Origin of the sequence: Sphaerochaeta halotolerans (genome assembly GCF_003429665.1) — a bacterium.
In the GTDB taxonomy this organism is placed as follows: domain Bacteria; phylum Spirochaetota; class Spirochaetia; order Sphaerochaetales; family Sphaerochaetaceae; genus Sphaerochaeta; species Sphaerochaeta halotolerans.
In genome coordinates, this window is record NZ_QUWK01000003.1 from 17,916 (window position 1) to 31,583 (window position 13,668).

General features: G+C 48.9%; 11 protein-coding genes. All 11 read left to right on the forward strand.

Annotation, left to right across the window (positions count from 1 at the left end; genetic code table 11):
• Positions 1-146 precede the first annotated feature (146 nt).
• Complete coding sequence (gene rpoB, locus DYP60_RS03125) at positions 147-3,665, forward strand: DNA-directed RNA polymerase subunit beta (protein ID WP_117329661.1); 3,519 nt, start codon at positions 147-149, stop codon at positions 3,663-3,665.
• 15 nt (positions 3,666-3,680) lie between these two features.
• Positions 3,681-7,961 (forward strand): DNA-directed RNA polymerase subunit beta', encoded by a 4,281-nt coding sequence (gene rpoC, locus DYP60_RS03130; RefSeq protein WP_117329427.1) that lies wholly within the window; start codon positions 3,681-3,683, stop codon positions 7,959-7,961.
• A gap of 172 nt (positions 7,962-8,133) precedes the next feature.
• On the forward strand, positions 8,134-8,508 hold the full coding sequence (gene rpsL / locus DYP60_RS03135) for a 30S ribosomal protein S12 (RefSeq protein WP_117329428.1): 375 nt from the start codon (positions 8,134-8,136) through the stop codon (positions 8,506-8,508).
• 18 nt (positions 8,509-8,526) lie between these two features.
• Positions 8,527-8,997 carry a 30S ribosomal protein S7 gene (gene rpsG / locus DYP60_RS03140; RefSeq protein WP_117329429.1) on the forward strand — a complete coding sequence of 157 codons (471 nt, stop codon included), beginning with the start codon at positions 8,527-8,529 and terminating at the stop codon, positions 8,995-8,997.
• Between the two features lie 388 nt (positions 8,998-9,385).
• Positions 9,386-10,576 carry an elongation factor Tu gene (gene tuf, locus DYP60_RS03145; RefSeq protein ID WP_117329430.1) on the forward strand — a complete coding sequence of 397 codons (1,191 nt, stop codon included), beginning with the start codon at positions 9,386-9,388 and terminating at the stop codon, positions 10,574-10,576.
• A gap of 64 nt (positions 10,577-10,640) precedes the next feature.
• Positions 10,641-10,949, forward strand: a complete 309-nt coding sequence (gene rpsJ / locus DYP60_RS03150) for a 30S ribosomal protein S10 (protein WP_117329431.1) — start codon at positions 10,641-10,643, stop codon at positions 10,947-10,949.
• 17 nt (positions 10,950-10,966) lie between these two features.
• Positions 10,967-11,587, forward strand: a complete 621-nt coding sequence (gene rplC, locus DYP60_RS03155; RefSeq protein WP_117329432.1) for a 50S ribosomal protein L3 — start codon at positions 10,967-10,969, stop codon at positions 11,585-11,587.
• A gap of 11 nt (positions 11,588-11,598) precedes the next feature.
• Positions 11,599-12,228 carry a 50S ribosomal protein L4 gene (rplD, locus tag DYP60_RS03160; protein ID WP_117329433.1) on the forward strand — a complete coding sequence of 210 codons (630 nt, stop codon included), beginning with the start codon at positions 11,599-11,601 and terminating at the stop codon, positions 12,226-12,228.
• Positions 12,229-12,239: 11 nt separating this feature from the next.
• On the forward strand, positions 12,240-12,542 hold the full coding sequence (gene rplW, locus DYP60_RS03165; protein WP_117329434.1) for a 50S ribosomal protein L23: 303 nt from the start codon (positions 12,240-12,242) through the stop codon (positions 12,540-12,542).
• A 14-nt stretch (positions 12,543-12,556) separates the two neighbouring features.
• Positions 12,557-13,381, forward strand: a complete 825-nt coding sequence (gene rplB, locus DYP60_RS03170; RefSeq protein ID WP_117329435.1) for a 50S ribosomal protein L2 — start codon at positions 12,557-12,559, stop codon at positions 13,379-13,381.
• A 9-nt stretch (positions 13,382-13,390) separates the two neighbouring features.
• Entirely contained in the window at positions 13,391-13,663 is a 273-nt protein-coding gene (gene rpsS, locus DYP60_RS03175) for a 30S ribosomal protein S19 (RefSeq protein WP_117329436.1), read from the forward strand.
• Positions 13,664-13,668 lie beyond the last annotated feature (5 nt).

Genomic DNA, 13,668 nt, shown 5'->3' on the forward strand with positions numbered 1-13,668 from the left:
CTGGTTCCCTGCTCTTGTTCTTTGTAAGAGGGCGATAGCCCGGTTCACCAAGCCACCGGATAGACACCGGTGGCCAACTGTGTCTTTGTTTTCCTTGTTATGCAAGGGATTATGTCTGTTTTTCTTTTGACTTTGGAGGGTACATGATGGTTGCCAACGGCAAATCCATAACACGCACGTACATCGGTTCTGAATTACATGAAGTCTGTGAACTTCCCAACTTGATTGGAGTCCAGCTCGATTCCTATGAGAGGTTCCTACAGCTGGATCGCTGCTTGAAAGGGATGGCGCCAGATCCGTCGTACGGGCTGGAGGAAGTGTTCCAGTCAACATTTCCCATTGATAGTCCCAATGGCGAGATGCGTCTCGCTTACAAAGGGTATACAATCGACTATGACAACATCAAGTTCTCAGAGATGGAGTGCAAGAAGAAGGGTCGATCCTACAGCGTACCCATCAAAGTCACGATCAGCCTCGAGTTCTCCAATGGAGAGATGAGGGAGAAGGAAATCTTCTTTGGGGATATCCCGCTGATGACCGATCGTGGCACATTTATTATCAATGGAGCAGAACGCGTAGTGGTCAGCCAGATCCACCGTTCTCCCGGTGTCATTTTTTCCAACGAAAAAGATGTCTACTCCTCCAGGATCATCCCATACAGGGGTTCTTGGTTGGAGTTTGAGATTGATGATAAGAAGCATCTCATCTATACCAAGATTGACCGTAAGAAGCGTATCCTCGGTACGCTCTTCTTGCGTGCAATTGGGTTGGATACTCGAGAGAAAATTCTTGAGCATTTCTACACAAGTGAAATGGTCGACCTGGTAGATGATGCTGATTTCAAGTCAAGTTTGGAGAATCGATATCTCTACAAGGATGTGTACGCAACGGTTGAAGGAGCATCAAAGAAAGTGCTCCGTGCCGGTGATATGCTGCATGCCCATGAGATTGATGAACTCCTGGAGTTGAAAGTAACTACAGTAGAGTTGGTCAATCTTCGTGGAGAGGGCACGCTGCACAGCGATATTATTCTCAACTGTTTTGAGATCGAGGATGCCAAGTACACCCGTGAGGGATACGACGAACCTACCAAGGAAGACGTCCTTTCTCCCATTTTCTCCGTTTTGATGCCTGGGGAGATGATAGCCATCGAGCGGGCTGAGCGTGATCTTCCTGACATGTTCTTCTCGAGCCGTCGCTATGACCTTGGTTCTGTGGGTCGTTATAAGTTCAACAAGAAGTTTGGAACCGGTAGTGAAGAGGAAGAAAAAATGGCTTCCACCGATCTAACGGTCCTTACTCCACAAGATATTGTTAACACCATGGGATTCTTGATTAAGGTGTTTATCCGCGAGGAAAATGTCGATGACATTGACCATCTTGGTAACCGCCGTGTTCGCTCTGTTGGAGAGCTATTGCAGAATGCCCTCAAGAGTGCGTTTGCCCGTATGGAGCGTATTGCAAAGGAACGCATGAATCTTGAGTCTGGTTCTGTAAAGCCACAGGACCTGATCTCCATCAAACCAATCATTGCGGCCATTAAGGAGTTCTTTGGCAGTAGCCAGCTCTCCCAATTCATGGACCAGGTAAACCCTCTTGCTGAGTTGACCCACAAGCGAAGGCTCAATGCATTAGGACCTGGCGGTCTCAGTCGTGATCGTGCGGGTTTTGAAGTTCGTGATGTTCACTACACACACTATGGAAGAATTTGTCCTATTGAGACTCCTGAAGGACCAAATATCGGTCTTATCGTCTCATTGGCAAACTATACTCGCATCAATCAGCACGGTTTCTTGGAGTCCCCGTACCGCAAGGTAGTGAATGGGGTGGTATCCAAGCAGTATCGCTACCTTGATGCGAATGATGAGGAGAAGTTCTTCATCGCCCAGGCAAATGCCAAGGTTGATGATGACGGCAACTTCCTCGACAAGGAAATTCCAGTTCGACGCAGTGGAGATTATTCCACGAAGCCGGCAAACGAGATTAAATACATTGACGTTTCTCCTAAGCAGGTACTCAGTGTTGCAGCGTCCTTGATTCCCTTCCTTGAGCACGATGACGCAAACCGTGCATTGATGGGATCAAACATGCAGCGCCAAGCAGTCCCCCTTGTCTTCCCCGAAACACCAAGAGTTGGAACCGGTATGGAAGGAAAGGCTGCTTACGATAGCGGTGTCTTGGTCAAGGCAAAGCGTGCAGGAACTATTGCCTATGTCAGTGCAGAGAAAGTAGTAATTAGTGTTGATGATGCTGAGATTGAGGGTGAGATGGATGTCTACCCAATCCAGAAGTTCCAGAGGACCAACCAGGATACCTGTTTCAACCAGAAGCCGATTGTTACCTTTGGCCAGCACGTGGAAGCTGGAGCAGTGCTTGCTGACGGTCCTGCAACACAGGAAGGTGAGTTAGCACTTGGAAGAAATATACTCGTTGGCTTCGTGCCCTGGCATGGATATAACTATGAGGATGCGGTCTTGATCAGTGAACGTGTCATCAAGGATGATATTTTCACCAGTGTACATATCAAGGAATTCACAACCGATATTCGTGAGACCAAGCTTGGTCCCGAGAAGTTGACCCGTGACATTCCAAATACCAGCGAGAAGATGCTGGAGCAACTTGATGAGGATGGTATCGTCCGCATTGGTACCATGGTCCGCCCAGGATCGATTCTGGTAGGCAAGGTAACTCCGAAGAGTGAGAGTGACACTACCCCTGAGTTTAAGTTGCTCAACTCCATCTTTGGTGAAAAGGCAAAAGAAGTTCGTGATACTTCCCTGAAGGTTCCTCATGGGACAGAGGGAACTGTCATTGACATTCAACGCTTGAAGCGCAGCAACAATGATGAGCTACCCCCAGGTGTTGAGGAAACCGTCAAGGTCCTTATCGCTACCAAGCGAAAACTCCGGCAGGGAGACAAAATGGCAGGACGACACGGTAACAAGGGTGTTGTCAGCCGGATTCTTGCTGAAGAGGACATGCCCTTCATGGAGGATGGCACCCCACTTGATGTTTGCTTGAATCCGCTCGGTGTCCCATCCCGAATGAATATCGGTCAGTTGATGGAGACACAGCTTGGCTGGGCAGCTGTCAAACTGGGTGAATGGTATTCCACTCCGGTTTTCCAGAGTGCTACTATGAATCAGATTGAGGAAAAAATGCGCTCGGCCGGCCTTCCTGAGAATTCCAAGGTTAGACTCTACGATGGGCAGACCGGTGTTCCGTTCATCAATCCGGTATTCTGCGGTTATATTTATTACCTGAAATTGCACCACTTGGTCGATGATAAGATGCACGCTCGTTCCACAGGACCTTACTCGCTGGTAACCCAGCAGCCGCTTGGTGGTAAGGCTCAGTTTGGTGGTCAGCGACTTGGAGAAATGGAAGTCTGGGCGCTTGAAGCGTACGGAGCTGCGAATACCCTCCAGGAACTCTTGACGATCAAGAGCGATGACATGAACGGTCGTGTCAAGATTTATGAGAGTATTGTCAAGGGTGAACCAGCCTCCACTGCGGGAATGCCTGAGGCATTCAATGTATTGGTTCAGGAGATCCGTGGCTTGGCTTTGGATATGTCGGTGTATGACTCCAAGGGTCAGCAGGTGCCCCTTACCGAACGTGATGAAGAGTTGATCGCCAAGCAGTCGAAAGGCTCCCTCAACTAACCAGGAGAAATACAGATGAAGGAAATTCAAGATTTCGATAGCATCATGATAAAACTAGCTTCACCAGAACAGATCAGAGATTGGTCTTATGGTGAAGTGAAGAAGCCGGAGACAATCAATTACCGGACATTGCGCCCAGAGCGCGATGGCCTGTTCTGTGAGAAAATCTTCGGTACCACAAAGGAGTGGGAGTGCTACTGCGGAAAGTTCAAATCGATTCGATACAAGGGTGTCATTTGTGACCGTTGTGGTGTTGAAGTAACCAACACCAAGGTTCGCCGTGAGCGTATGGGACACATCTCCTTGGCTGCTCCGGTATCACACATTTGGTATTATCGCTCGGTTCCTAGCCGTATGAGCATGTTGCTTGACATCTCTCGTAACGCTCTGCAGAGTGTTCTCTATTATGAGAAGTATGTGGTCATCAATGCTGGGGACACCAGCTTGAAGCCCAAGCAGCTGCTCAGCGAGGAGGAGTTCTGGCAAGCTCGTGAGCAGTATGGAGACTCTTTTGAGGCAGGTATGGGGGCAGAGGCGGTTCGCAAATTGCTCGTGAATCTCGACCTTGAAGAACTCAGCCGTGAACTGCGTGAACAGATGCGCCAGAAAGCCGACAAGGCTGACAAGCGCCTGCTCAAGCGCATTGAGGTATGTGAGAACTTCCGAGACAGTGGCAATCGCCCTGAATGGATGATTCTTACGGTTATTCCTGTTATTCCACCAGACCTGAGACCTATGGTCCAGCTCGATGGAGGAAGGTTTGCTACCAGTGACCTCAATGATCTCTACCGCAGGGTAATCAATAGAAACAATCGTCTTGACCGTTTGGTCAAGCTTAATGCCCCTGATATCATCATTCGCAATGAGAAGCGGATGTTGCAGGAGGCTGTAGATGCATTGTTTGACAACTCCAAGAGAAAGCGGGTAGTCAAAGGTGCAAGCAATAGGCCACTCAAGAGCCTTTCAGACATGCTCAAGGGAAAGCAGGGACGTTTCAGACAGAACCTGCTCGGAAAGCGTGTCGACTACTCAGGTCGTTCTGTTATCGTTGTCGGCCCAGAGTTGAGGATGCATCAGTGTGGTCTTCCTTCCAAGATGGCTCTCGAACTGTACAAGCCTTTCATTATGAAAAAGTTGGTACAGGATGGTGTTGTCTACAATATCAAGAAGGCGAAGAGTCTGGTCGAGGAAGAGACGGATGCCGTCTGGTCAATTCTTGACGATGTCGTCAAGGATCACCCGGTGCTGCTCAACCGTGCACCTACGCTACACCGCCTTGGTATCCAGGCCTTTGAACCGGTATTGGTTGACGGAAAAGCCATTAAGCTACACCCCTTGGTGTGTCATGCATATAATGCTGACTTCGATGGTGACCAGATGGCTGTACACGTACCCCTGACGCATGCTGCCCAGTTGGAATGCTGGACCTTGATGCTTTCGGTTACCAATCTTCTGGACCCTGCAAACGGTAAGCCAATCGTGTATCCTTCCCAGGATATGGTCATGGGTATCAACTATCTGACCCGTGAGATGGACGGCGCACCTGGTGAAGGCAAGTATTATACCAACATTGGTGAGTTGGAGCAGGCCATCGACAGTGGGTTGCTCTCCCACAATGCAAAGATCCGCTATAGATTCGAGGATGGTACTCGTTTGGAAACAACTCCAGGAAGAGTGTTGTTCAACGCAGCTCTGCCAGAAGGGATTCCTTTCCAGAATACAACAATGGGTGATAAGGAGTTGAAGGCTCTCATTGGTGATACACTGAAAGCAAATAACAACTCAATCGCTGTAGAGATGCTTGATTCCATCAAGGATCTCGGATACCACTATGCAACATTCTTCGGTGCCACCATCGGCCTTTCTGACATGATTGTTCCAGCTGGCAAGGAAGCGCTCATGGCAAAGGCCAATCTTGAGCAACAGAAGATTCTTGATCAGTATCGTCAGGGCCACATCACCCAGGAAGAACGGTACAACAGGGTTATTGAGGTTTGGACTCAGACCAATGATCTTCTGACCGATGAGTTGATGAAGGAACTGAAGATTAGCCAGAATGGCTTCAACCCGCTCTTTCTTATGGCAGACTCAGGTGCTCGTGGTTCGAAGACCCAGATCAGGCAGCTCGGTGGTATGCGTGGCTTGATGGCAAAGCCCAGTGGTGATGTCATTGAGTTCCCCATCAAATCGAACTTCAAGGAAGGGTTGTCAATCATCGAGTTCTTTATCTCCACCAATGGTGCTCGTAAGGGTCTCTCCGATACTGCATTGAAGACTGCTGAAGCAGGGTATCTCACCCGTCGTCTGGTTGATATCAGTCAGGACGTTGTGGTCAATGAGGATGACTGTCACACCATCAACGGTATTTGGCGTGGAGCACTCAAGGATGGTGATGAAATCGTGGAGAATCTTGCGGACCGCATTGTTGGGCGTTGTCCGGTAGAGGATATTCTTCATCCCTTTACTCGTGAAGTCCTTGCCCCTGCAAATGAGGAGATTGATGAGATTACTGCTCGAAAGATTGAGGAAGCTGGCATTGAACAGGTCCTCCTGAGGACAGTACTCACCTGTGAGGCTAAGCATGGTGTTTGCCGTAAGTGTTATGGCCGAAACTTGGCCACAAACCGGCCAGTAGTAATTGGTGAGGCTGTAGGTATCATTGCCGCCCAGTCAATTGGCCAGCCGGGTACTCAGCTTACCATGCGTACGTTCCACGTTGGTGGTACAGCTTCTACCAGTTCCGAGGAAAGTAAGCTCACCTTCAACTATCCGATTATCATTGGGACCATCACTGGTTCAAGGGTGATTCGTGAGAGTGACAAGATGGAAGTTTTTACCCGTAAGGGCCATATTGAGTACTTCCGCGTGAACACCATCATAGATGATACATTCTATGACAAACTCCTTGTTGAGGATGGAAAAATTGTTGCCAAGGGTACTCCGTTCTATGAAAAAGACGGGGAAGTGATTACTAGTGAGGAGAACGGAACTGTCAGGATTCACGAATCCAAGGTGTATTTGATCGGTCACTCCACCAGTCAGGTGGTGAAGGCTGGTTCAGAGCTCTTGGTCAAGAAGGGGGACTATCTGGAACCAAAGACTCCACTTGTAACCTTCGACCCGTTCAGTGAGCCGGTAATTGCTGAAGAGGGAGGTTTCTCCCACTTCGTTGATATCAAGCTGGGTACAACCTTGGCTGAAGAGGTCAATGAGGAAACCGGTAATATCGAAAAGAAGATTACCGAACACAGCCTCGAGTCCTTGCAGCCTCGCATTGAGATTGCCAGTCAGGAACATGGCAAAGGTGAGGTGCTCGCAGTCTACTTGTTGCCTGGAGGATCCTACATCCAGACCCAGGACAATGTGAGGATTGAAAAGGGCATGATTCTTGCCAAGTTGCTCAAGGAAAGTACAAAAACCAAAGATATCACCGGTGGTCTTCCTCGTGTCGGAGAGTTGTTTGAGGCTCGTCGGCCGAAGAATGCTGCAGTTCTTGCACAAGTTGCCGGCTTAATCAGTTTTGGCAATATTGTGAAGGGCAAACGTACTATACTGGTAACCGATCCGTTCGGTACCGAATACAAGCATATGGTGCCGATGGGGAAGAATCTGTTGGTACGAGATGGTGATTCGGTTGAGGCTGCAGAGCCTCTCTGTGACGGTGCTGTGGACCCACATGATATCCTAGATATCCTTGGGGAAAATGCATTGCAGTCCTTCCTTGTGGATGAAGTCCAGGAAGTCTACAGAATGCAGGGTGTGCAGATCAACGATAAGCACTTGGGAGTTATAGTTAGGCAGATGCTGCGTAAGGTCGAGGTGGTTCATGTTGGTGATACCAACCTGATACACGGCCAGCAGGTGGATAAGTACCGGTTCTTCGAGGAGAACGACCGGGTGATTACTGAAGGTGGTGAGCCTGCTGTTGCACAACCACTGCTTCTTGGCATCACTCGAGCGTCCCTGAGTATCGATTCTTTCATTAGTGCAGCTTCCTTCCAGGAAACAACCAAGGTCTTGACAAATGCAGCAATAGCTGGTAGTAAAGATGAGTTGCGTGGTTTGAAAGAGAACGTCATCATCGGTCATTTGATTCCTGCGGGAACAGGTATGCGCATCTATCGCGATATTAAGCTCAAGGATGAAGAGTTGCTGAGACTGCAGCAGAGAGTTGATGCAGTAAAAGCTTCAAGACATCAGGAGATGATTGCAGATGATGAGTTCGATGTTGAAGATTTGGCAGACATGAAATCCGTGGGTGATACCGTGGATGTGGACGATTCCTACGAGGATTGATTGATGCGCCTGTTGGCGCATTGGTAGCCTTGCCGGATCGTGTAAAACCACACCACTGTGTCCATGCTGGGTACGGATTTTACATATGACGTGTTGCCCGTAGGGGTGGCGCAGATCCCTGTTTTTGTGAGAAGCAGTGGGTCAAAGAAAGAAAAGGGAGTGTGTCTATAAGATGCCTACTATTAATCAGCTGATCAGAAAGGGAAGGAAGACCATTGTCCAGAAGACAAAGTCTCCAGCCCTCGAAGGTTGTCCCCAGAAGCGTGGTGTATGCACCAGGGTCATGACCGTAACCCCGAAGAAGCCGAACTCTGCTTTGAGAAAGGTCGCACGTGTGCGTCTTTCCAATGGAATTGAAGTTACCGCCTATATCCCCGGTATCGGACATAACCTGCAGGAGCACTCGGTAGTACTCCTTCGTGGTGGAAGGGTCAAAGACCTTCCTGGTGTTCGCTATCACATTGTTCGTGGTGCCAAGGATACTCTTGGTGTTGCAGATCGTAAGAGAAGCCGCTCCAAATACGGCGCCAAGAAACCCAAGGCTTGATAAGGGAGGAGTTGGAATATGTCTAGAAGAACTACTGCTCCCGTCAGGGAAGTGTTGCCGGATCCCGTATATGGGAGTGTTGTTGTTGAGAAATTCATCCGTCGCATGATGTATGATGGAAAGAAGTCCCTCAGCACCAGGATCATTTACAATGCCATGCTGACCATTGGAGAGAAAACCGGCGAAAAGCCGCTCGATGTTTTCCTCAAGGCATTGGAAAATGTAAAGCCGGTCGTTGAGGTTAAGAGCCGCCGTGTTGGTGGTGCTACCTACCAGGTTCCTGTGGAGATTCGCGAGAATCGCCGCGAAGCCCTTGCAATGCGCTGGATTATCGCCGCTGCTCGTTCCCGTAACGGACACAGTATGGCCGAGAAGCTAGGTGCAGAGCTTTTGGATGCTTACCAGAACACCGGTTCTGCCTTCAAGAAGAAGGAAGATACCCACAGAATGGCAGAGGCCAACAAGGCTTTCAGTCATTACCGTTGGTAAAAAAACCGAAAAAGTCCGGCTTTTCCATTGTGAAGAGCCGGTTTTTCTTTATCTTAATAGAATTATACCTAATCGCTTGACATAAAAACTGCTTTCCCGTATATTGCTAAAGGTGTCCGCATAGGTACGTCTATGTGGCAGTATGTAGAGCCAAACCGATTATTGCTGGAGCAATGATAAGGTGGTTTCAGGCAGTACAAAGTTTTTTATAAACTTATACTATGTCGTCAGGATGGGTCCTCCAGACCTGCCGACCTCTGGAATCCTCTTATGTTTTTGTTTCCCTATAATTAGTTTGTCTCAATCGAAATGGTAAAGGCTTTGCGCCTTTATGAGCACATATTAATTATTTTTTGTGACTAACATTGGATGTCACAAGGAGGAAATGATGGCAAAAGAGAAATTTCAGAGGACGAAGCCACACGTAAACGTAGGTACCATCGGTCACGTTGACCATGGTAAGACTACCCTTACCGCAGCAATTACCATGCACTGTGCTAAGTTGTTTGGCGATAAGGCACTTGCTTACGATTCAATCGACAACGCCCCTGAGGAAAAAGAGCGTGGTATTACCATTAACACCAGACACGTTGAGTATCAGTCTACAAATAGACACTATGCACACGTTGACTGTCCGGGACACGCTGACTACATCAAGAACATGATCACCGGTGCTGCGCAGATGGACGGCGCCATCATCGTCGTTGCAGCAACTGACGGTGCTATGGCACAGACCAAAGAGCACATCCTGCTCGCACGCCAGGTTGGTGTACCTTGCTTGATCGTGTTCATCAACAAGACTGACCAGGTTGATGATCCTGAATTGATTGACCTCGTTGAAGAAGAGATGCGCGACCTGCTCCGCGAGTATGGTTTCGACGGTGACAATGCTCCTGTCATTCGCGGCTCTGCATTCGATGCAATGACCAACCCTGATGATCCTGAAAAAACCAAGTGCATCGACGAACTGCTTGATGCTATGGATAACTTCATTCCGCTTCCGGAGCGCGCTATCGATCAGCCCTTCCTGATGCCGATTGAGGACATCTTCTCCATTTCCGGCCGTGGTACTGTTGTGACCGGTCGTATCGAGCGTGGTATCGTCAAGGTTAACGATCCTGCTTCAATCGTTGGTATTCGCGATACCCGTGACACTGTTGTCACTGGTGTTGAGATGTTCAACAAGTTGCTCGACGAAGGTCAAGCTGGTGATAATATCGGTGCATTGCTTCGTGGTGTTGACAAGAAGGACGTTGTTCGAGGCCAAGTTCTGGCAAAGCCCAAGTCCATCCATCCACATGCCAAGTTCTCCGGTACTGTATACGTACTGAGCAAGGACGAGGGTGGTCGTCACTCCCCATTCTTTAGCGGCTATCGCCCGCAGTTCTATTTCCGCACCACTGATATCACTGGTACGGTAACTCTGCCTGAAGACAAGCAGATGGTTCTGCCTGGGGATCATACCGACATCAATGTTGAGCTCATTCACCCTGTTGCTATGGACAAGGGACTCCGCTTCGCTATCCGCGAGGGTGGTAGAACCGTTGCTTCCGGCCAGGTTACCGAGATCATTGAATAACTGTACCGACGAATGTCTTGCCATCATCATATGATGGTGGCAGGGCCCGTTTTTTGGAGGAATAATGGCTAAAGAGAGAATTCGAGTTAGGTTGAGAGGTTTTGATATTGAGCTGGTTGAACAGAGCTCAAAAGCTATCGTAGATACCGTTGTCAGGGCTGGAGCCACTGTGTCAGGTCCTGTTCCTCTCCCGACTCGTATCAACAAGTACACTGTCCTGAGATCGCCCTTTGTCAACAAAAAGTCTCGTGAACAATTTGAGATGAGAACCCACAAAAGGTTGATTGACATTTTGGATCCTACATCAAAAGTCATGGATGCCCTCATGAAGCTTGAGCTCCCTGCCGGTGTGGATGTAGAGATTAAACAGTAAGAGAGTTGAGGTAAGAGATGTTAGGGCTTATCGGCAAAAAAGTTGGAATGACACAGGTGTTTGATGCGCAAGGCAGGCTCACACCCGTGACTGTAATAAAAATAGAGGGCAACGTTGTTGTCTCGGACCGCAATGAGGAGAAGAATGGATATTCTGCTGCTGTATTGGGTTCGATTGACAAAAAGAAAAGCACTGTCACCAAACCGTATGCTGGCCAGTTCAAGGAAGTATGTGAACCGAAGCAGCATGTTGTGGAATTCCGTGACTATGACCGAGAGGTTGCAGTCGGCGAGGTGCTGGGCGTGGATATATTTAAGGACATCTCATTTGTGGATGTCACTGGGACTTCTAAGGGAAAGGGTTTTGCCGGCGGTATGAAACGACATGGCTTTAAAGGCGGTCGTGCTACCCACGGTTCCAAATTCCATCGCGATATCGGCGGTACGTCTATGTCTTCGACCCCTTCCCGTACGTTCAAAGGTACTCGGATGGCTGGCCATATGGGTAATGAGAGGACGACGGTCCAGAACCTGAAGGTAGTCCGTGTCGATGAAGAGATGCAGGTCCTTATGGTTAAGGGTGCTATCCCTGGCCCCGCCCAGAGTGTCGTCATCGTCAAGAAAGCGATCAAGAAGTAGGGGCGAGATATATGGAAACGAAAGTCTTTTCAATCGACGGCAAAGAGGTCCGAACCCTCGTGTTGAATGATGAAGTGTTCAACAGAGAGATCAGTGATGGTACCATTTATTATGCCGTGAACAGCGAGCTTGCAAACCACCGCGTTGGTACTGCAAGTACGAAGACCCGCGCAGAGGTCAGATACAGCAATAATAAACCATACAAGCAGAAGGGTACTGGTAACGCACGTGCCGGTGATAAAAAAAGCCCTATCAGAGTTGGTGGTGGAACGATTTTTGGACCCAAGCCGCGTGATTATAGTATTACCCTCCCCAAGAAGATGAAGAGGCTTGCTATGAAGAGCCTGTTGTCTATGGGAGTCAAGGAGGATCGTCTCGTTGTTGTAGAGGATTTCTCCATCGAAAGTGGCAAAACCAGGGATCTGAATAAGATCCTCAAGAATTTCGTCGAGGATGAGAGCAGAACCATTCTGATCCTCAAGGATGACGATGCTATGGTGCGCCGTGCTGCAAGGAACATTCCGTACCTGCGTGTTCTTTCTTACAACAGGCTTTCTGCAAAGGAATTGTTGTATGGGAGAAAGCTCCTGGTTCTGGAAGGGGCTGCTAAGAATTTGAATGAATTCTACGGCGACAAATAAGGGGACCGGAGATGAGAGCTGACCAAGTAATTATTGAACCCGTCCTGAGTGAGAAAACCAATCTTGCTCGTGAGGGCGAAACAAAGAAGTATTCGTTCAAGGTCCGTATGGATAGCAACAAGTATCAGATCATGGAAGCTGTTAAAGAGCTCTTTGGTGTTGAGGTTGCAGCTTGTAACGTAATGATTGTGAAGGGCAAGCCAAAGTATTCCCGTGGTAAGGGTGGTTCCATCCTTGGTAACACCGGTAACTGGAAGAAGGCTGTCGTAACCCTGGCCAAGGGTGATACCATCCAGGCCATCGAAGGCGTATAAGGAGAAGTTGGATTATGGCACTTAAATCATACAAGCCCAATACTCCCGGCCTTCGCCAGAAGACCACTCTGGTCTTCAGCGAGCTGACTGCCAGCAAGCCTGAGAAGTCGTTGACCAGTGGTCTTAGCAAAAAGGCAGGTCGGGATACCTTCGGGCGCATCAGTGTTCGCCGTAGAGGCGGTGGCCATAAGCGTGCATATCGTGTAATCGATTTTAAACGCGACAAATACGGGATTCCCGGCGTTGTGAAGACAATCGAATACGATCCGAACCGCAGTGCAAACATTGCATTGGTATTTTATGCCGATGGTGAGAAGCGCTACATGATTGCTCCCCGGGGAATCAAGGTGGGAACCACAGTGCTGAGTGGACCGGATGCTCCGGTTCAAGTAGGGAATGCTCTTCCTTTGAAGAAAGTACCCCTCGGTTTGGTGGTGCATAATGTGGAGTTGACCCTCGGTCGCGGTGGACAACTCGTCCGCAGTGCTGGTTTGGGAGCTACCCTGGTTGCAAAGGAAGGGGACTATGTCACCCTCCGCCTGCCTTCAGGTGAAATGCGCATGGTGTTTGGTGAGTGCTATGCTACCCTCGGGCAGCTTGGCAACGAAGATCATATGAACGTCTCGCTCGGAAAGGCTGGTGCAAGTCGCCACCTTGGAAGACGGCCGAAGGTTCGTGGTGTAGCAATGAACCCGATCGATCACCCGCATGGTGGTGGTGAAGGTAAGACTGCTGCAGGTAGAAACCCTGTATCCCCATGGGGGAAGCCGGCAAAGGGTGGAAAAACCCGTTCCAAGAAAAAACCTTCCGGTGCATTCATCGTTAAGAAGCGGAAGTAGGAGTAGAAAGTGGCTAGATCAATCAAAAAAGGTCCTTTTATTGAAAAGAAACTGTATAAGAGGATTCAGGAGTCTCTTAAGACAAATCAGAAGCAGATGATTAAGACTTATTCCCGCTCTTCCACGATCATCCCTGAAATGGTGGGGTTCACGATTTCTGTGTACAATGGAAAAACCTGGATTCCAGTATATATAACGGAAAACTTGGTAGGACACAAACTCGGTGAGTTTTCTCCCACCAGAATTTTCCGCGGTCATGCTTCCGACAAGAAGGTTGGGTAAGCGGT